The 18,063-nt window shown below is 67.8% G+C and carries 16 protein-coding genes; 5 read left to right on the top strand and 11 right to left on the bottom strand.

Annotation, left to right across the window (positions count from 1 at the left end; all coding sequences use genetic code 11):
• Positions 1-792 (top strand): MinD/ParA family ATP-binding protein (locus JO236_RS03435; RefSeq protein WP_293324752.1); only part of this gene is annotated, 792 nt, incomplete at its 5' end.
• Between the two features lie 3 nt (positions 793-795).
• On the opposite strand, the gene sigI is transcribed toward JO236_RS03435, so the two are convergent.
• Positions 796-1,698 carry an RNA polymerase sigma factor SigI gene (gene sigI / locus JO236_RS03440; protein WP_293324755.1) on the bottom strand — a complete coding sequence of 301 codons (903 nt, stop codon included), beginning with the start codon at positions 1,696-1,698 and terminating at the stop codon, positions 796-798.
• 103 nt (positions 1,699-1,801) lie between these two features.
• On the opposite strand from sigI, the gene JO236_RS03445 reads away from it, so the two are divergent.
• Together JO236_RS03445 and JO236_RS03450 are read left to right on the top strand one after the other, a co-directional pair.
• Positions 1,802-2,644: an NAD(P)H-binding protein gene (locus JO236_RS03445; protein ID WP_293324757.1), complete on the top strand. Its 843-nt coding sequence runs from the start codon at positions 1,802-1,804 to the stop codon at positions 2,642-2,644.
• 1 nt (position 2,645) lies between these two features.
• Positions 2,646-3,089: a nitroreductase family deazaflavin-dependent oxidoreductase gene (locus JO236_RS03450; protein ID WP_293324760.1), complete on the top strand. Its 444-nt coding sequence runs from the start codon at positions 2,646-2,648 to the stop codon at positions 3,087-3,089.
• Between the two features lie 116 nt (positions 3,090-3,205).
• On the opposite strand, the gene eccA is transcribed toward JO236_RS03450, so the two are convergent.
• From eccA to JO236_RS03500, 10 genes are all read right to left on the bottom strand, one after another.
• Positions 3,206-5,056: a type VII secretion AAA-ATPase EccA gene (eccA, locus tag JO236_RS03455; protein ID WP_323802145.1), complete on the bottom strand. Its 1,851-nt coding sequence runs from the start codon at positions 5,054-5,056 to the stop codon at positions 3,206-3,208.
• On the bottom strand, positions 5,053-6,603 hold the full coding sequence (gene eccE / locus JO236_RS03460) for a type VII secretion protein EccE (protein ID WP_293324763.1): 1,551 nt from the start codon (positions 6,601-6,603) through the stop codon (positions 5,053-5,055). The genes eccA and eccE overlap by 4 nt, the downstream gene beginning before the upstream one ends.
• Complete coding sequence (locus JO236_RS03465) at positions 6,600-8,225, bottom strand: S8 family serine peptidase (protein WP_293324766.1); 1,626 nt, start codon at positions 8,223-8,225, stop codon at positions 6,600-6,602. Before JO236_RS03465 ends, eccE begins: the two co-directional genes overlap by 4 nt.
• Positions 8,226-8,230: 5 nt before the next feature.
• A complete protein-coding gene (gene eccD, locus JO236_RS03470; protein ID WP_293324769.1) occupies positions 8,231-9,712 on the bottom strand; it encodes a type VII secretion integral membrane protein EccD in 1,482 nt (493 codons plus the stop codon).
• Positions 9,712-10,740 carry a MinD/ParA family ATP-binding protein gene (locus JO236_RS03475; RefSeq protein ID WP_293324772.1) on the bottom strand — a complete coding sequence of 343 codons (1,029 nt, stop codon included), beginning with the start codon at positions 10,738-10,740 and terminating at the stop codon, positions 9,712-9,714. The genes eccD and JO236_RS03475 overlap by 1 nt, the downstream gene beginning before the upstream one ends.
• Before the next feature lie 35 nt (positions 10,741-10,775).
• Complete coding sequence (locus tag JO236_RS03480; RefSeq protein WP_293324775.1) at positions 10,776-11,606, bottom strand: ESX secretion-associated protein EspG; 831 nt, start codon at positions 11,604-11,606, stop codon at positions 10,776-10,778.
• Positions 11,607-11,672: 66 nt separating this feature from the next.
• Complete coding sequence (locus JO236_RS03485; protein WP_293324778.1) at positions 11,673-11,963, bottom strand: WXG100 family type VII secretion target; 291 nt, start codon at positions 11,961-11,963, stop codon at positions 11,673-11,675.
• A gap of 55 nt (positions 11,964-12,018) precedes the next feature.
• Entirely contained in the window at positions 12,019-12,342 is a 324-nt protein-coding gene (locus tag JO236_RS03490) for a WXG100 family type VII secretion target (RefSeq protein ID WP_293324781.1), read from the bottom strand.
• Between the two features lie 251 nt (positions 12,343-12,593).
• Positions 12,594-13,100, bottom strand: coding sequence for a pullulanase (locus JO236_RS03495; protein WP_293324784.1), 507 nt, complete (start codon positions 13,098-13,100; stop codon positions 12,594-12,596).
• 24 nt (positions 13,101-13,124) lie between these two features.
• A complete protein-coding gene (locus JO236_RS03500) occupies positions 13,125-14,564 on the bottom strand; it encodes a CCA tRNA nucleotidyltransferase (RefSeq protein ID WP_293324787.1) in 1,440 nt (479 codons plus the stop codon).
• Between the two features lie 243 nt (positions 14,565-14,807).
• On the opposite strand from JO236_RS03500, the gene JO236_RS03505 reads away from it, so the two are divergent.
• Both JO236_RS03505 and JO236_RS03510 read left to right on the top strand, forming a co-directional pair.
• On the top strand, positions 14,808-15,569 hold the full coding sequence (locus JO236_RS03505; protein WP_293324791.1) for an NUDIX hydrolase: 762 nt from the start codon (positions 14,808-14,810) through the stop codon (positions 15,567-15,569).
• On the top strand, positions 15,566-17,995 hold the full coding sequence (locus JO236_RS03510; protein ID WP_293324793.1) for a DUF6049 family protein: 2,430 nt from the start codon (positions 15,566-15,568) through the stop codon (positions 17,993-17,995). The genes JO236_RS03505 and JO236_RS03510 overlap by 4 nt, the downstream gene beginning before the upstream one ends.
• Positions 17,996-18,063: the final 68 nt, after the last annotated feature.

Consider the following 18,063-nt stretch of genomic DNA (forward strand, 5'->3'; position numbering starts at 1 on the left):
AGGATCCCGTTGCGCGGCAATTACAAGGTCGGTGTGCTCGGCAAGGGCGGCGTGGGCAAAACGTCCGTCGCTGCCAGCGTCGGTTCGATCCTGGCGGAACTGCGCCAACAGGACCGGGTGGTGGCGATCGACGCCGACACCGCCTTCGGCCGACTCAGCAGCAGAATCGACCCCCGCGCGACCGGCTCGTTCTGGGAATTGACGGCCGACAAGAACCTGCAGACCTTCGCCGATATGACAGAGCGCGTCGGGCGTAACGCCGTCGGCCTGCACGTGTTGGGTGGCGAACCGGCGTCGGGTCCACGCAAGGTGCTCGATCCCGCGATCTACCGGGAGGCGGCGCGCCGGCTGGACCGCCATTTCTCGATCTCAGTAATCGATTGCGGCTCGACGATGGACGCCGGGGTCACCCAAGAAGTTCTGCGCGATCTGGACGCGCTGATCGTGGTGTCCTCCCCGTGGGCCGACGGAGCCTCGGCCGCCGCCAAAACCATGGAATGGCTGTCGGATCGGGGCCTGACCACCTTGTTGGAACACAGCATCGTGGTGCTCAACGACTCGGACGGGCACGCGGACAAACGCACCCGGTCGCTGCTGGCCCGCGAGTTCGTCGACCACGGACAGCAGGTGGTCGAGGTGCCGTTCGACCCGCATCTGCGGCCCGGCGGTGTCATCGACGTGCGTGCCGAGATGGCGCCGGCGACGCGGCGCAAATTCGTGCAGATCGCGGCGACGGTCACGGGATATTTCGCGGCCCGGCCCGAGCGACGGGGCGCCGCCGCTGACCGGTGACGGTCACCCGGTTCGCTCGACGCGTGCCGAGGGATCGGCGATCGCCTCGATCTTGCAGATCAGGCCGTCGCGGATGAGCAGCACGATGACGGCGAAAAGCCGCCGCTCGGCTGCTACCGGCCCGAACGCCAGCACCACCGGCTGCCCGGCCGGTCCGCTGACCAGTGTCGCCCCCGGCCCCACGTAGCGCAGCAGGTTGCTGGCCACCGCGTGCGGGCCATGGTTGATCTGCGGAGGCGGCGCGGGTTCGGCCAGGACGGTCCCCACTCCCCAAACCTTGGGATCCAGCACCGCGGTCAGGCCGGCGATGTCGCCGTTGGCGCAGGCCGTGATGAACTTCTCGGTGACCCGCTGGTGTTCGACGGGGGCGACGTCGCTCAACGTCGTCTGGGCAGTCGGTTGCGCAGCCGCGAACCTGGCCCGCGCCCGCCGCGCCAGCTGGCGGCAGGTGCCGACGGGGCGTCCCACGGTTTCGGCGATCGTGTCGAACGGCACCCCGAAGACGTCGTGCAGCACGAACGCCACCCGCTCCCCCGGACTGAGCCGGCGTAGGACCTCCAGGAGCGCGCTGCGGATCTCGTCGTCGAGGGTGACCCGGTCGGCCGGATCCAACTCGCGCGATTCGTCGGACCGTTCGACCCCTTCGGTGTCGCCCGGACGTTCGTAACGGGCCCGCGCTGAACGCAGCTGGTCCAGGCAGAGCCGACTGGCCACCACCGTCAGCCAACCCCGGATGTCGTCGATCTCGCCGGGATCGGTGCGCGACAACCGCAGAAACGCTTCTTGCGCGACGTCTTCGGCGTCACCGACGTCGCCGAGGATTTGGTAGCCGAGGTTGACCAGGTACGGGCGGTGCCGGCGCCACGCCTCGGCGATGTGGTCGTTTGGTGACTGCGGTTGGTTCATAAGTCGTCGACGATCTGGTGCCCGGAAAAGTTACTGCTGTCCGGTAGTAACTTTCCCACCCTCCGGCCCGTCCTTGGTTGAGGAGCTGGAAAGGAGCCACACCATGACCATCGTGGTAACCGGAGCGACCGGCAATGTCGGCCGTCCCCTTGTCACCGAACTGGCGGCCGCGGGCGCTCGAGTGCGCGCGGTCACCCGCGAGCCGGACACCGCCGGATTTCCCCCGGGCGTGGAGGTGGTCGGCTCGGCCGCCGACGCGCTGCCCGGAGCATCGGCGGTGTTTCTCAATTCACGTGCCCTGGGCACCGAACTCGCCTCGGTGATCGCCCAAGCGTCCTATGCCGGAGTGACCAAACTCGTTGCGCTGTCGGCGATCAACGCCGACGACGACTTCTCCCGGCAACCATCCCGGTTCCGCGGGGACCGCAACAAGGAAGTCGAACAACTGGCCATCGACTCTGGCCTGGCGTGGGTGAGTCTGCGGCCCACGGTCTTTGCGACGAACTTCGCCGGCATGTGGTCGGCGCAGCTCCGCGCCGGCGACGTGGTGGCCGGGCCGTACGCGCAGGCCTGCACCGCACCGATAGTCGACAGCGACATTTCGGCGGTCGCGGCGCGCGCGCTACTCACCGATGACTTTGTCGGCCAACAGATCCCGCTGACCGGCCCCCAATCGTTCACCAACTCCGAGCTGGTGGAGGAGATCGGTGCGGTGCTGGACCGACCGCTGCGGTATTTGGAGGCGCCGCCGGACGTGGTGCGGCAGCGGTTTATCGACCTGGGCTTCGGCGCGCAGTTCGGCGACGCGTACATGGCCATGCTCGCAGCGACACTCGGCAAACCCGCGCTGGTCACCCATGACGTGGAAAAGGTCCTCGGCCGCCCGGCGCAGACCTTCGCGCAGTGGGTCGTTGAACATCGTCACCTGTTCGCGAGAGGAGCCTGAGATGGCCGAGCCACGTCCGCCGCGATACCTCAAGCCGATGAACAAATTGATGATCGCGGTGCAGAAGCTGGGCATACCCACCGGCCCCGCCATGGTGTTGACGGTGCCGGGTCGGAAGTCGGGTCAACCGCGCAGCACCCCGATGACGCCGTTCGAGTTCGACGGCGGCCTCTATGTGATGGCCGGCTATCCGGGTGCGGACTGGGCGGCCAACGCCCGGGCCGCGGGCACCGGGACGCTGTCCCGGGGGCGCCGGTCGCGGCGGGTCAACATCGTCGAGCTGAGCGCCGAGGAAGCGCGCCCGCTGCTGCGGGTGTTTCCGTCCGAAGTGCCCGTCGGGGTGGGGTTCGCCAAGCGTTCCGGGATGGTCCGCGAGGGAACCCCCGAGGAGTTCGAGGCGCTGGCGGGCCGGGTCGCGGTGTTCCGGTTCGATCCGATCGCATAGCGCGGAGCGCTCTTCAGTCAGATACGTTGACCGAGACTGCGTCCAGGGTGCCCGACCCGCCCTTGGACGCGCCCTCAGCGCAGGCTCGACGCCACCGACGCAGACTCGGCGCCCGGTCAAAGTTCGATCGGCACATGCTTTTCCGCGCACGCGTCGGCGACCGCGGCGATCACGTCCTGCGAACGCAGCGACTGCAGGTCCTCAATCGTCACCGAGCCCCTACCGCTGCGGTGCTGAGCGGCGACCCGTGAGTCGCGCAGCCGCTCGGCCCGTTCGACGACATTGCGCGCGAAGCGGCCGTTATGCATCACGTCGATGCCATGCCTGCCGTCCGGCGCGTGGTAGGCCCGCAACGTCGCGCACGCGTGGTTCAGCGCCTCGGCGGCACCTGGCTCGAGCACGGTAGCGCGAGGATTGCCGTAGCGCACAGCGATTTCCACCAGCTGGTCGGGAGTGTAGGACTCGAACCGCAGTTTGCGGTTGAACCGGCCCGCCAGACCCGGATTGACGGTGAGAAACTCGTCGACCTCCTTCTCGTATCCCGCGCCGATGAAACAGAAGTCGAATCGGTGCACCTCGAGGGCCACCAACAGCTGGTTGACCGCCTCCATCCCGATCATGTCCGGGCGGCCGTCCTGGTGGCGTTCCACCAGCGAGTAGAACTCGTCCATGAACAGGATGCGGCCCAGCGAGCGGTTGATCAGCTCGTTGGTCCTGGGGCCCGAAGCCCCGATGTGCTCGCCACAGAAGTCGGCTCGCTTCACCTCGATAATCTCGGGATGGCGCACGATGCCCAGGCCGGCATAGATCTTGCCGAGCGCTTCGGCCGTGGTGGTCTTGCCGGTGCCCGGCGGCCCGACCAACAACATGTGGTTGGTCTGGTTGGCCACCGGCAATCCGGCCGCCAGCCGCAACGCCCGCACTTCGATCTGGTCTTCCAGTTCGGCGACCGCCCTTTTGACTTCGGCCAAACCAACTTGGTTGTCCAAGAGCGCCCGCCCCTCTTGCAGGAGTTGGCTACGGCGCTGTTCGTGCTCCTCCTCGGTCCGCTGTTGCGCAGACCTTTGGGTATTCACGTCCCACTTGTCGGTGCGAGTCCCGATGACTTCCTCGTCGGTGACGACCAGGTGGAGTGTGGGGTCGGCCAATGCCTTTTTGGCGGACTCAATTAGCGCGCCGTTGATGGTGGCCTTCGACAACCAAATCTGCGCGGTGTGTTCCTCGCCGAGTTGGCGGTGCGCCATCCCTCGCACGTACGCCAGGTCGGCGGCGATCAGCGGGAAGTCATTGGGATCGATTGCGGTGACGGCGGTTTCGAGACGCTGACGGTGCCTCTCCGTCGGCGCCCCATGCCCCGCCCGGACCTCGACGCGATCTGCCCAATCGAGCGCAACCCGAGCCTGCCCGAGGTGCGCCGCGGCGTGGGCGGCCAGCGCGCTGGTGGCCGCGGTGACCGCCGACATGATGATGGCCTGCGGCGGCAGGACGGTGGCCGCCACCGAGATCACATCCGGCCAGCGCTGGGCGGCGAACATCAAATAGGCTTCGATGTGCTGCTGCCACTGGTGGTTCTCCCAGGAATCCAGCAGCGCCGAATCCGCCAGTAACGCTTCGGCTTTCGCGTACTGTCGGTCATCGATGAGTGCGCTGGCCAGTGCCAGCCCAGCATGGGACGCCTCGGTCACCGAAATCGACAAGTACGGTCCGGCTTTGATCGGCGCCGAGAGGCGCACGCCGAGCCGGTTGGTCTCGCGGTGTAGCCGGGAACCATACGCGTAGAGTTGCTGGACCGTCGGCAAGCCCTCGTCGCCGGTGGCGATCCGGCCCAGCCACGCATCCGCCATCGACGGATCGATCTCGGTCGCTTCCCGGAAGCGTGCCCTGGCGGTGCTGGTGTCGCTGTCCAGCGACGCCATCGCCTGGTCGAATCGCTTGCGCGCGGCGGCCGTCGCAGTGCTGTTGGTCACGGTGTGTCAACCGATTCGAGGACAGCGGTGCGCAACGTTGTCGGCTCCGCCGATACGTAGCGGTTCTCTGCGCGGAACAATTCGACCTCAACCGTGTGGACCTGGCCCGCGGCGAAGACGTCCACCGTGGCAGGGCCGGTCTGGGTGATCAAAACGTCGGCGCTTCCTCGGTACTCGGTTCCGGGATCCCCCACGGAGATCAGCGTGTTCGGGCGCGGCGCCGGAGTGAGCGTGCCGTCGACCACACTGACGGTGGTACCCGAGATGGGCTTGGTGTGGTTGATGACCGTGATGTCCGGCATCCGAACACTGTTCCAGCGCTGCAGGTTTCGCGTGTGCACGGTGATCCGTTCGCCGGTGGCGGCCAACCGGATGACCAACCGCTTGGCCAAGGAGTCTTCGGCCGCGATGTGTACGCGACTGAATTCGCCGGCGTCGTCCAACGGCAACATCATCCGGTTTCCGGCACCGACCTTGCCGAGCAGGACGCCCGAGGGCCCGATCGGAATCGGCAGCGGGCCACGCAGCGCCCCGCGTCGAATGCCACGCAACAGGGGCATGGGACCACAGAAGCTGGCCGCAACAGCGTGCGCCTGCTCACCCGGCAACGTCCGCAACATCGTGTTGGGCGGAGCCGTAGGTGGCTGTGCGGTGCGCATTGTCACTGTGGCGGACGCAGTGACCCGTCCCGTCTCGGAGCTGAAAAGCGTTACGTTGTGGATGATCCCATCCGCGCGCCCCGTCCAAGCCTGCGCCAACTTCTCCGCGGTGACGTCGGCGGGTCGATACCAATAGGTAGTCAGCCAACCGCTCCCACTTCGGACGGAGTGCCAGCGCCGGTTCGGTGGCTCGAGTGCATACTGCCCGATCCGTCGCTCCATTTCGACGACGTCGGTGGCGGTGGCAACCCGTGCGCGAATTCCCTGCTGGCGCATGGCCGCACTGATTCGTTGTGCGGCCGCCAACGTCGCGCTACCGACGGAGGTTCGCCACCGCAGTGCCTCGGCGTTGTCGAGGGCCGCGGCCCGCACGATGAGCCACGTTTGCCGCTGCCCGGCGTACGGCGGCGTGCCGATCAACGTGTCATACACCCGCGGGTAGTCGCCGGTGCTGCGCCGCCGCGACCCCACGCTGACCACGCTGAGCGAAGCTATTCGCAGGCCAAGGCTCTGATGCAGTAGCGGGATCAGCTCGGTGATGTCGAGGGCGTTCTCGGTGTACGTGGACATCGATCCGGTGAACAGCGTCGGCACGTGCGCCTTGCCGAGTATCTGCACCGCGGCGACCGCGACGCCGTCCTGGTATCGGACTCCGCCGCCGGCGCGGTCGTTGGCCACCGTGATCGGCTCCGCCAGGACGATGGGCCGACGACGCCGACACCACAGGATCAGCCACGACCACAGCGGCCGGCCCCGCCAGGTCACCACGCCGGCAGCAATGCCGATCCCCAAACCGGCTGCGGCACCGACGTATCCGTCCATGGCCCAGCCGAACAGAGCGCACCCGAACACGGCGACAATGATCGCCAGCGAGGTCGTCGCTTTCATCGCGCCCGCCGCGCCCGGGCGATCAGTCCGGCCAGCGCAACGGCTGCCGCTACCGCGCCGGTAAATTGCAGGGCCACTGTGCGTGCCCGGTGGTCCGGGGCCGGCGGCGGCGCGGCGGGTGTGATTACGCGGCTCTGCGCCCCTGGTGGAAGTCGGTCTCCCGCAGGCACATCGAAGGTCAGCGCGGCGACTGGGTCCACCACGCCGTAGCCGACCTGGTTGTCGACTCCGCGCGGCGGATTGTGGGCCGTCTGCAAGATCCGGTTGATGATCTGGTGAGCCGACAGGCCGGGATACTTGGCCCGCACCAGGGCGGCCACCCCGCTGACATAGGCCGCCGAAAAGCTGGTGCCCCAGATCGGCATGTTCTTTTCGCCCGGGTGGATCGGCGGGTAGGCATTGGCCGGTCCCCCCGTCTGCGGGGACAACCCCATGATGCCGACGCCGGGCGCTGCTGCGGCCACCCACGGCCCGGCCAGGCTTTTGCTGATCGGAGCCCCGGTGTTGTCCACCGCGCCCACCGATAACACGTAGTCAGAGAACCATGACGGCGACGACACAGTCTTGACCTGGTGCCAATCTCGCGGATCGGACGCGTTCAACGGGTCGAACGAGGGGTTTTGCGCGCAGCCGTCTTCGCTGTCGTTTCCTGCGGCCGCGACGATCACTGCGTCCTTGACGGTGGCGGCGTACCAGACGGCGGCGCCGATGGCGGTTTGATCCAGCGGATCGGCGGCTGACACGCACGCCGTCACGCTGACGTTGATCACCTTGGCGCCCATGTTGGCCGCGTGGACGATGGCGTTGGCGAGCGTCGCAACGGTGCCCGCTTTTTTGCGGCCCTCTGTGTCGCCGGGCGCCGGGTTCACCGGTTCGTACGCTCGCGACGACTGCCGGATCGAAATGATCACCGCGTGCGGGGCGACACCGACGATCCCGTCCGGCGCGCCCGGCGCGGGTGGGGGCACCTCGGGATCGTCGGCCTGCTCGACCGTGGGGTCGCCCGGTCCGTTTGAGGGAACATCGGACGGCGGAGGTGGCGGCGGAGCGGGCACAGTTTGGGTAACCGTGACCGGCGTGGGAGGCGGCGGAGGCGCGGGTGGGGGCGGAGACCCGCCGGGCGGCGGAGGTCCCGAGTCGGTCGCCGGCGGACCCGCCGGCGCCGGGAAGGCCGGCGCGCTCGGCATCGCGGCCGGCATCGGAGTGCCCTGCGGAGCGGCGCCGATGACCGACGCCACGACAGTTCCATGCGCGTCGCAGTCCGTCAGCCCGTCGGCTCCCATTATGTAGTCGCCGCCGGCGACCACGCGCAGCCGCGGACTCGGGTTGATGCCGGTGTCGATGACTGCCACTGGTACCCCGTTGCCGGTGGAGTACTGCCAGGCTTTGCTGATGTTGAGCATCGTGAACCCCGGAGCGGTGGCGGCCACGCTGGGATCGGCGACGGTGATCGTTCGGGCGCACGCGAAGCTCTGCCGCATCGGCTGATCCGGAGCGGGTTTACCGTCCGCCGGCACCCGGCCGGGGTCGACGCTGGGTGCTGGAATCGCCTGTGCCGCAGGAAGACTCGCCCACGCCGAACCGAGTAGGGCTGCCAACGCTAGCGTCGCCGCGCGCTGCATTCGGATCATCGCATGCGTACCCAGGTGAACAAGCCGCCGATCCAGGCGGCGAGCGGCAGCGCGGCGATGATTGCCGCAATCTCCACCCACTCGGCGATCATCCGTACCAGCGGAGTGAAGCGGGTAATCGGCACCAGCAACGCTGCTGCCAGTCCGGCTGCTCCGAACCCGGCCAACACCATGGCGCTCCACAACACGGCGTGCCCCGATGTAACGGGTTGGTGCAGAACGTATTTGGCGACGCCTACGCATACTGCCGCGGCCGCGGCGCACACCAACGCAACCGCCTGGTGCTTGTCGGCGAACACACGCCCGCGACTGATGAAGATCACCACGAATAACGTGCACAGCAGCGCCGCCGCCGCACCGCGGTCGTGACCCGGCATCAGGGTGGCCCAGACCGCGGCGGGTAACGCCAGCCCGGCACCCACGCAGATTCCCGTCAGGACGCTGTTGGCACGGATCGCTGCGGCAGCGATCTGCGCACCACGTGGCGTCGTATCCGGGTTGGCTTCCTCCTCGGGGCCCTCGGTCACCGGAGAGACTGCGTCGACCGGCAAACCGGCACTGCGACGGAACAGATCGCGGCCCGTGATCGACCCGAAATACGGTGGACGGATCCGCGCCACCCACAACGCAACCGTCGGAGCCATGGTCAGCACCAACAACAACACGGCCAAAGTGCACATCCCGAGCCACTGCGGACGGATCGGCCACCACATCCGGGCCGCGGCGACCGTCCCACCGAGGCCGCACAGCGTCACAATCGTCGCCGCGACGTTCAGATGGCGACGTGTCATTCCGGCAACCCCGCACGTGAGCACCGATGCTGCCAGAGCTGCGATAAATAGATGCGCCGAGCCAAGCCGCCCGGGCGCGGCGCCGGCGAGGCTCACCGCGAGCAGTGGCACCGCCAGCCAACCCAGACCGTCGATCATGTCGCGGCGATACGGCCACCATCGCCAGACCGTCACGGCTCCACCGGCGGCCAACACACCGGCGACCCCGGTCACGCTCGAGGACATCAGCGAGTCGGTCGAAGTGCGTTGACGTAGCGCCAATCCCAGGATTGTCACGGCCGACATCGCCAAGATGAACAGCGCGGTGTGCGACGCGGTTTGAACGGTGACCGATTCGAACAGCTTCTTGCCGATCCGAGCGAGCCCCGTGGACAGCGACTCGTATTGCGGTTCGAACGATTCGCCCGCAACAGCGGGAACCAGCGCCAGCGTGGCGCCGTCCTCCACCCCGAGTTCGTCTAGGGTCTTGGTGATGTCCAGCCGCACACCGTTTGCCTTGTGCAGCTCGTATCCGACACCGGGTTCCAGCCCGGCTAAGCCGCGGCGCTTCAGTTCATCGTTGAGCAGCTCGACGACATTGTCGAGGAAGACCTCGATCGGGACCGACGCCGGATACACCTGCGACAGCAGGTGTTCACCACAGACGACGGCAACCGCACACCGCGCCGGAAACGAAACTTTGGCCATTAACGCGGCCTGTCGGCATCCGGAATGTACTTGTCCGCCAACGCCGCAGTGATCTCGAATAGCCGCAGTCGGGTCTTCTTAGCCAACTCATGCTGGACGTCGATTATCCCACCCTTCGCGAGAAACGGGTCGTACGGCATGAATTCGACTGATGCTCCTGCCTGCCCGAAGCGCTCCGTGAGATACGTTCGCGCTTGCGGATCGAATTTATTGCGGCTGTCGTTCAGAATCACCATGCTGCGGGACACCAATTCGTGAAAACCCATCGCCCGCAACAGGTCAATCGAGCGGGTGACCGGCAGCGAAGTATCCGCCGTCAAGCCGGACACGAACACCAGCGCGTCACACGCGTCGAGCACCGCCTTCATAACCGGGTGCTCCAGGTCGTCGGAAGTGTCCACCACGATGACGGTGTGCGTGCGGCGCAACCGCGACAGCACTCCGCTGAACATCGAGGGCACCAGTGGCCGCGGCTGGTCCGATGCCCGATTACCGGCGAGCACATCCAAGCCAATGCTGTTCTGTCCCAGATGTTCTCGAATATCGGCATAACCTTGGACGTCGGTGTCGTTGAGGACAGCCGCATAGTCACCCGGTGGCGACTCGTCGATCCGGCCGGCGAGCGTTCCAAAACCGGGAGCCGCGTCAACGGCCACCACGTTCTCGGGTCTGCACTCCCGGAAGACCGCGCCGATGCACGCAGTCATCGTGGTCTTCCCCACGCCACCCTTCCCCGAGACCACCCCGATGACGTACTGCTTACGTATGTGACGCCGTATCCGCTCCTGCAATTCGCGGTAATGCCGTTCAGCGGGCGACTCGCCCAGATTTATGGTTTGGAAAGAGGCTCGGTAGAGGAACTTGCGCCATCCCCCGCCGGGCGGGATTTTACGCGGAGCGACCATATCGGAAATGCGTAAGGTCCCCGAAACGGAATCCTGGTGCTGGTAACGGGCGGCCAGCGCGTCTCGCCCCGCCGCTCCGCCTTGCTCCGCCGGAGTCGGCGGAGCGTTCCACGGATTCGTCACGATCCCCTCACTAACATTTGCGTGATACCTCTCGACTACACGACTCTTCGGTACGAATACCATTCCTGATCGGCGGGCAGACGCCGAACCATGCGGTGAATGGCAGAAGCGATATTGCCCTGCGAGCCGGGGGCAACGATCAGCCATTTCTTGCCGCCCGAGTGGACGTTCTCGGCGACTAACCGTCCTTCGGTGGTATCGATGATGGCCACCGCGGTGTCCTCGATATGTGTGCGTCGGGACCGACCCGTCTGCACTCCGCACTGGATCGCAACAATCGAAGCTTGGGCTGATCGGCTTGGATCGGCAGCCAGCAATAGCGCGCGCAGCTGGTCGGCCTCCAGCCCCTGGTCGCCCAGGAACTTGGCCAAGGCGCCCTGGCTGCTCGAGGCCGCCCGCATGGCGTCGGCGTCCAAGGTGACCGGCCGCACCGACGACGGAGCATTCGCGCCACACAGTCGGTCAATCTGTGCGGTCAGCACCGCACTTGCCGAACCTTCGGCAGTGGCGGTTCCCGCGCCGCTTATCCGGACGAGATCCTCGGAACGCTCCATCACTACCCACCACTGCGCGAATCGAGCGAGCAGCACGCGGGCCGGGTCCTCGTCGGGCGTGCGTATGTGCGCCAGCAGCGCGATGTCGCGGCGGGAAAGCACGGTGAGCCACTCGACCACGGTGCTGTCCACCGCGTCTGATTCGCCCAAGACGCCGGCGGCCCGAAGGTCGGCGGTGATCGGATGTTGCAGCGCCAACCGCTTGGGCTCGACGCTAGGCAGGTGAGGCCGCAGCCCCAATTCGGGGGCCACGACCTCGATGCCGGTGAGCACTTGCAGCACCCACAGGCCATCGACGGTGGTGGTTAACACGTTGTCCTCAACACCGGCGTTGGGGGGCGCACCCGCGACGCACGCCCGCCAGGCCGTTCACAGCAATTAGGCGAATAGGGTCCCTATCTGGGCGTCGCACGCCTGCGCCATCTCATCGACGTTGTGCACGGTGTGGCCGTGCCGGCTGACGGTCTGGATCAGGTCTTCGAGCCCATGCAGCATCTGCTGCTGCGCATCGAAGAATGCCGTTGCTCCATGGCCCTGGAAAAAGTCGGCGAGCGCCTGGGTGAGATGGAGGACATCCGAATGGATCTCCATCAGCTGGGCGGCCTGCGAACCTACTTCGCCGGCGAAGCCGATGACGGCGCCGTGGTTGTACACGATCTGGTCTGACATGGCAGTTATTCCTTACTGAGATAAGCGTGTGGGCTGGGTTCGATGGTCGCTGGGTTCAGACGGACGCGGTCCCGCCAAACAGGCCGGTGAAACTGTGGGACGAGTCGGCTTCGTGGTTCTCCATCAGCACTGCCGCCTGACCGAGTCCGTGCGCCAGCCGCTGACCGCCTGACATGATCTGCTGGAGATCGTGGTGGATCTGGCCCGCGGTATTGAGGGAGGTTGAACCTGCATCGCCAGCCCACCCAGTGGCGCTGATGATGTCCTCGTGACCACTCAGGTACTGGTTGGCGATTGCAGCGGCCTCCTGTAGTCGCGTCTCAATCTGCTGCTGCGTGCTTCTGAGCAGTTCCGGAGTGACGACGGTCGCGTTTGCCATATGACTTCTCCCTCGTTAATTACACTTCCCGCGCCGGGATCCGAACAAAGCTAAAACAGCCGTCACCGACTGTCACTTCAGTCCCCCACAAGGCCCGCAAAAGGGCCGAACACGCTGAGTGCACACCAGAATTATTCATGTGTCAAACGGGCGATCAGCGCTGCGATGGCCTGTGCTGTTCATCGCTGCGGTTGACAAAGCCGCCCAGTGGTGTGCAAGTGGCGCGAGTGGTAGCTGAGCCTCTGCTGCCGTCACAGGACGCTGGCGCCGTCGGCCAAGCCGTCGCCGTTGCTGTCGGTCAGCCTGACGTTCCACCGGCCGTCGCCGTCGGTGTCGACATACCCGGTCACGCCGGTTTCGTCGGTGCACAGGACCCGGTCGGCCGTCCCGTCTCCATCCGTATCCATCAATCGGTCGTCGGTCCGGCCGTGCCCGTCGAAGTCGACCAGCGGCCCGCCGGTGTGCTCAACGCCGTCGAGGCCGAACCACCGCAGGTGGCCGCCCTTATCCACCGCGACCGACCACGTCCCGGACCCGTCGTCGGTGAAATAGCTCTCCGGAGTGCCGTCGTTGTCGAGGTCCAGCACGGCCTGATCGGCCAGCCCGTCGCCGTCGAGATCGGCGAGCGCGTCGTCGCGCATCCCGTCGCCGTCGATGTCCAGGCCGACCGCATCGAGCCGGCCGTCGCCGTCGAGATCGAGGTCAAAAGGGCGGTTGAAGATGGTCGCGGTGCCGCCGTCGCCGATGCAGTACTCCATACATCTTCCGACGCCGTGCCGCCGCTACTCGTTCCGCTGCTCTGCCCACCACGCGAGCAACTCCGCGGTCGCCTCGTCGGTACTCAGCGGGCCGCGGTCCAGCCGCAGTTCCTTGAGAAATCGCCACGCTGCGCCGACCTGCGGGCCGGCCGGAATCCCCAGCAGCTCCATGATCTGGTTGCCGTCCAGGTCGGGGCGCACCCGTTCCAGATCCTCCTGAGCGGCCAGCTCGGCGATCCGCTGCTCCAGCCGGTCGTAGCTGGCCTGCAGTCGGGCCGCGCGGCGCTGGTTGCGGGTCGTGCAATCCGCGCGCACCAGCTTGTGTAGCCGCGGCAGCAGCGGCCCGGCATCGGTGACATATCGGCGCACCGCCGAATCGGTCCACTTGCCGTCGCCGTAGCCGTGGAACCGCAGGTGCAGGAAGACCAGCTGCGAAACGTCGTCGACCATCTGCTTGGAATACTTCAGCGCCCGCATCCGCTTGCGGACCATCTTGGCCCCGACCACCTCGTGATGGTGGAAGCTCACCCCGCCATTGGGCTCGTGCCGCCGGGTGGCGGGCTTGCCGATATCGTGCAGCAGCGCCGCCCAGCGCAACACCAAATCGGGGCCGTCATCCTCCAACGCGATGGCCTGGCGCAACACCGTCAGCGAATGCTGGTAGACGTCCTTGTGCTGGTGGTGCTCGTCGATGGCCATCTGCATCCCGCCGACCTCGGGCAAGACCACCTCCCCCATTCCGGTCTGGACCAGCAGGTCGATCCCGGCGACCGGGTCGGCGCCCAGCAGCAGCTTGTCCAGCTCGGCGGCCACCCGTTCGGCGCTGATCCGGGCCAGTTGGGGCGCCATGTCCTCGATCGCCTCGCGCACCCGCGGCGCCACGGTGAAGCCCAGCTGGGAGACGAACCGCGCGGCGCGCAGCATCCGCAGCGGATCGTCACCGAAGGACACCTGCGGCGCCGACGGGGTGTCCAGCACGCGGGCGTGCAGCGCCGCGAAACCGCCCAGCGGATCGAGGAACTCGCCAGGCCCGGCGGCCGTGACGCGAACGGCCATGGCATTGACGGTGAAGTCGCGGCGCACCAGATCGCCGTCCAGCCGATCGCCGAACCGTACCTCCGGATTGCGCGAAACCTGGTCGTAGCTGTCGGCGCGGAACGTGGTGATCTCGAGGCGGTAGTCGCCCGTGCCGACCCCGACGGTGCCGAACTGGATTCCGGTGTCCCACAGGTTGTCGGCCCAGCCCCGCACGATGTCCTGCACCAGCTCGGGGCGGGCGTCGGTGGTCAGGTCAAAGTCGGGACTCAGCCGGCCCAACAGCGCATCGCGCACCGAACCGCCCACCAAATACAGCTCGTACCCGGCGGCATCGAACAACGCGCCCAACTCGCTGAGCACCGGCGCGTGCCGATTCAACGCGACCGCGGCGGTCAGCAGTTCGGCATCGTGGCGGGGGTCGGGCACGTTCGGTAAGCCTAATGGCGTGGCGCGCTCGGCGACGCGCGTGTCGAGTCCGCGTCCGGGCACCCGGACAAAAGCCACACCCCCGCCCGCCCGGGACCCACGCGGCAGCTGGGATGTTCCGCGGAAGGACGCCCACTCACTCCCGATGCTGCTCGGGCCCGCGACAGACCCCATAAACGGCGACAAGCCCAAGAACGGCGAGTACATCCAGCGGGCCAGCCCGTGCCAGCTACTATCGCTTGGGTGTCCGACGGCGAACGAGCCAAACCGCGTCGGCGCCGCGGGCGGCGTCGCGGCCGCGGCGCGTCCGCGTCAGGCGAGAACCGCGCGGAGAGCCCGCCCGCCGGCACCGGATCCCCGGCCAAACCGGCCACACCGGCCACACCGGCCAAACCGCATCGGACCCGTCCGTCGCGCCGCGCGCCGGAACGCCTGCGCACGGTGCACGAAACCTCGGCTGGCGGCCTGGTTATCGACGGTATCGACGGGCCCCGTGAATCGCAGGTCGCGGCGCTGATCGGCCGGATCGATCGCCGGGGACGGATGCTGTGGTCGCTACCGAAGGGCCACATCGAGCAGGGTGAGACCGCCGAGCAGACGGCCATTCGCGAGGTCGCCGAGGAGACCGGCATTCGCGGCAGCGTCCTGGCCGCCCTCGGACGCATCGACTACTGGTTCGTCACCGACGGCCGCCGCGTGCACAAGACGGTGCACCATTACTTAATGCGATTCTGCGGCGGCGAACTGTGCGACGAGGACCTCGAAGTTGCCGAGGTGGCCTGGGTTCCCATCGGGGAACTGCCGTCGCGGCTGGCCTATGCGGACGAACGCCGGTTGGCCGAGGTTGCCGACGAACTGATCGACAAGCTCCAAAGCGACGGGCCCGCGGCGCTTCCGCCGCTGCCACCCAGCTCGCCCCGCCGCCGGCCACAGACGCATTCGCACGTCCGCCACGCCGGCGATTTCCCTGCGGGCCGGAAGAACGGTGACGGGCCGGCACCGTGATCGCGCCACGACTCAGGTGGGCCGGCTTCTTGCTGCGCCTCGCCGCAGTGGTCGGCATCGTGGCTGGTTTCGCGGGCGTGCTCGGCACACTCGGCGCTCTGCCGCACGCGGCCGCGGGCGAGCCCGCCGCGACGCCGTTTGTCCGCGTCCGCATCGACCAGGTGACGCCGAACGTCGTCACCACCGGCAGTCCGCCCGTCGTCACCGTGACCGGAATGGTGACCAATATCGGTGACCGTCCGGTCCGCGATGTCATGGTCCGGTTAGAGCACGCGGCTGCGGTCAGCTCCTCGGCGGGCCTGCGCACCTCGCTCGACGGCGGCACCGACCAGTACCAACCCGCCGCGGATTTCCTGACGGTGGCCCCCGAATTGCAACGCGGGCAAGAGGCGGGGTTCACCCTCTCGGCGCCGTTGCGGTCCCCGTCCAAGCCGTCGTTGGACGTCGAGGAGCCCGGGATCTATCCCGTGCTGGTCAATGTCAACGGAACGCCTGACTACGGCGCGCCCGCCCGGCTCGACAACGCGCGATTCCTGCTGCCCGTCGTCGGGGTGCCGCCCGACCACGCCGCCGACCTGAATGCCGACATCGCGCCCGACACCTCCAAGCCCGTATGGGTCACCATGCTATGGCCCCTGGCCGACCGACCCCGGCTGGCGCCCGGGGCGCCGGGCGGCACCATCCCGGTCCGGCTGACCGACGACGACCTGGCCACCTCACTGGCAACCGGTGGCCGGCTGGACATCCTGTTGTCCGCGGCCGAGGTCGCCACCGGACATGACGCCGATCCGGACGGCGTCGTCGGCCGGGCGCTGTGCCTGGCCATCGACCCCGATCTACTCGTCACCGTCAACGCGATGACCGCCGGCTACGTGGTGTCCGACGCACCCGACGGGCCCGCTCAACTACCCGGCACCCCAACCCACCCGGGCAGCGGCCAGGCCGCCGCGACCATGTGGCTGAGCCGGTTGCGCGCTCTGGCGCGCGGGACCTGTGTTGCCGCGCTGCCCTACGCGCAGGCCGATCTGGACGCGTTGAGCCGTGTCAACGACGCCGGGCTCAGCGCGATCGCGACCAACACCGCCGCCGACGTCGTCGACCGCATCCTGGACATCACGTCCATTCGGGGGGCCACCCTGTTGTCCGACGGCCCGTTGACCAACGGCGCGGTCGACTTGCTCGGCGCTACCGGCAGCACCGTCGCGATCGCGGCCGCCAAGTATTCGGCCCCGACCCAGGACGCGACGGACTCCCCGCAGCCAGGGACCTTCGCCGACACGCAGCCGCAACGGTTGTCCCCGCAGGTGGTGTCCGCGCCGTTCGACCCGGCCGTCGGCGCCGCGCTGGCGGCGGCGGGGACCACCCCCATCATCCCCACCTATCTGGACCCATCGCTGGCGATTCGACTGGCGCATGACTCCGACACCGCGCGGCGCCAGGACGCATTGGGCTCCATGCTCTGGCATGGCTTGGCGCGGGACGCCACGCCGCGCACCCAGCTCCTGGTCCCCCCCGCCACCTGGACACTGCAGAGCGACGACGCGCAGGCTCTGCTGACCGGGCTGGCGACCACCATTCACTCCGGCCTGGCGGTGCCAAGACCGCTGCCCGCGGTGATCGCCGACGCCGGCAGCATCGGGTCCCCCATCGGGCCGGAGGTGCCGCAGGACACCTCTACCTCCCGGCGCGGCCGGTTCAACGACGACGTGACCACCGGCGTCGCCGGCCAAGTCGGTCGACTGTGGAAGCTCACCTCCGCGCTGACCGCCGACGACCGCACCGGGTTGACCGGTGTGCAGTACACCGCGCCGCTGCGCGAGGACATGCTGCGCGCCCTGAGCCAATCCGAGCCACCCGACACCCGCAACGGCCTGGCTCAACAGCGGCTGGCGGTCGTCGGTAACACGATCAAAGACCTGTTCGGCGCGGTGACGATCGTCAACCCGGGCGGGTCCTACACGTTGGCCACCGAACACAGCCCGCTCCCGCTGGCGCTGCACAACGCGCTGCCCGTTCCGATCCGGGTCAAGCTGCAGGTCGACACGCCGCCGGGGATGGCGGTCACCGACATCGGCGTGGTCGAGCTGCCGCCGGGCTACCTGCCACTGCGGGTGCCGATCGAAGTGAAGTTCACCCAGCGGGTCGCCATCGACGTGGCGCTACGAACACCCGATGGGGTCCCGTTGGGCGAACCGGTCCGGTTGTCGGTGCACTCGAACGCCTACGGCAAGGTGCTGTTCGCCATCACGCTGACCGCGGCGGCCGTCCTCGTGCTGCTGGCCGGCCGGCGCCTGTGGCACCGCTTCCGCGGCCAGCCCGATCCCGCCGATCTGGACCGTCCCGATCCGCCACACCCGCCCGACGACGACGGCACCCACCTGCGGCAGGCGATCGAGGATCGGGTCGACGAAGAGCACCGGGTATGAGACCCGCCTCCCGGCGGGAACGGCCACCACCGCCGCCGCCGCGAGGCCGCCCGCCAACGCTGAACCCG

It is taken from the genome of Mycobacterium sp. (assembly GCF_019247635.1).
Lineage (GTDB): Bacteria > Actinomycetota > Actinomycetes > Mycobacteriales > Mycobacteriaceae > Mycobacterium.

Bases quoted from the DNA above. Each gene is read 5' to 3' on its own strand.
- sigI (WP_293324755.1), bottom strand. From the start codon at position 1,698: ATGAACCAACCGCAGTCACCAAACGACCACATCGCCGAGGCGTGGCGC.
- JO236_RS03445 (WP_293324757.1), top strand. From the start codon at position 1,802: ATGACCATCGTGGTAACCGGAGCGACCGGCAATGTCGGCCGTCCCCTT.
- JO236_RS03450 (WP_293324760.1), top strand. From the start codon at position 2,646: ATGGCCGAGCCACGTCCGCCGCGATACCTCAAGCCGATGAACAAATTG.
- eccE (WP_293324763.1), bottom strand. From the start codon at position 6,603: ATGAAAGCGACGACCTCGCTGGCGATCATTGTCGCCGTGTTCGGGTGC.
- JO236_RS03465 (WP_293324766.1), bottom strand. From the start codon at position 8,225: ATGCAGCGCGCGGCGACGCTAGCGTTGGCAGCCCTACTCGGTTCGGCG.
- eccD (WP_293324769.1), bottom strand. From the start codon at position 9,712: ATGGCCAAAGTTTCGTTTCCGGCGCGGTGTGCGGTTGCCGTCGTCTGT.
- JO236_RS03485 (WP_293324778.1), bottom strand. From the start codon at position 11,963: ATGTCAGACCAGATCGTGTACAACCACGGCGCCGTCATCGGCTTCGCC.
- JO236_RS03490 (WP_293324781.1), bottom strand. From the start codon at position 12,342: ATGGCAAACGCGACCGTCGTCACTCCGGAACTGCTCAGAAGCACGCAG.
- JO236_RS03495 (WP_293324784.1), bottom strand. From the start codon at position 13,100: ATGGAGTACTGCATCGGCGACGGCGGCACCGCGACCATCTTCAACCGC.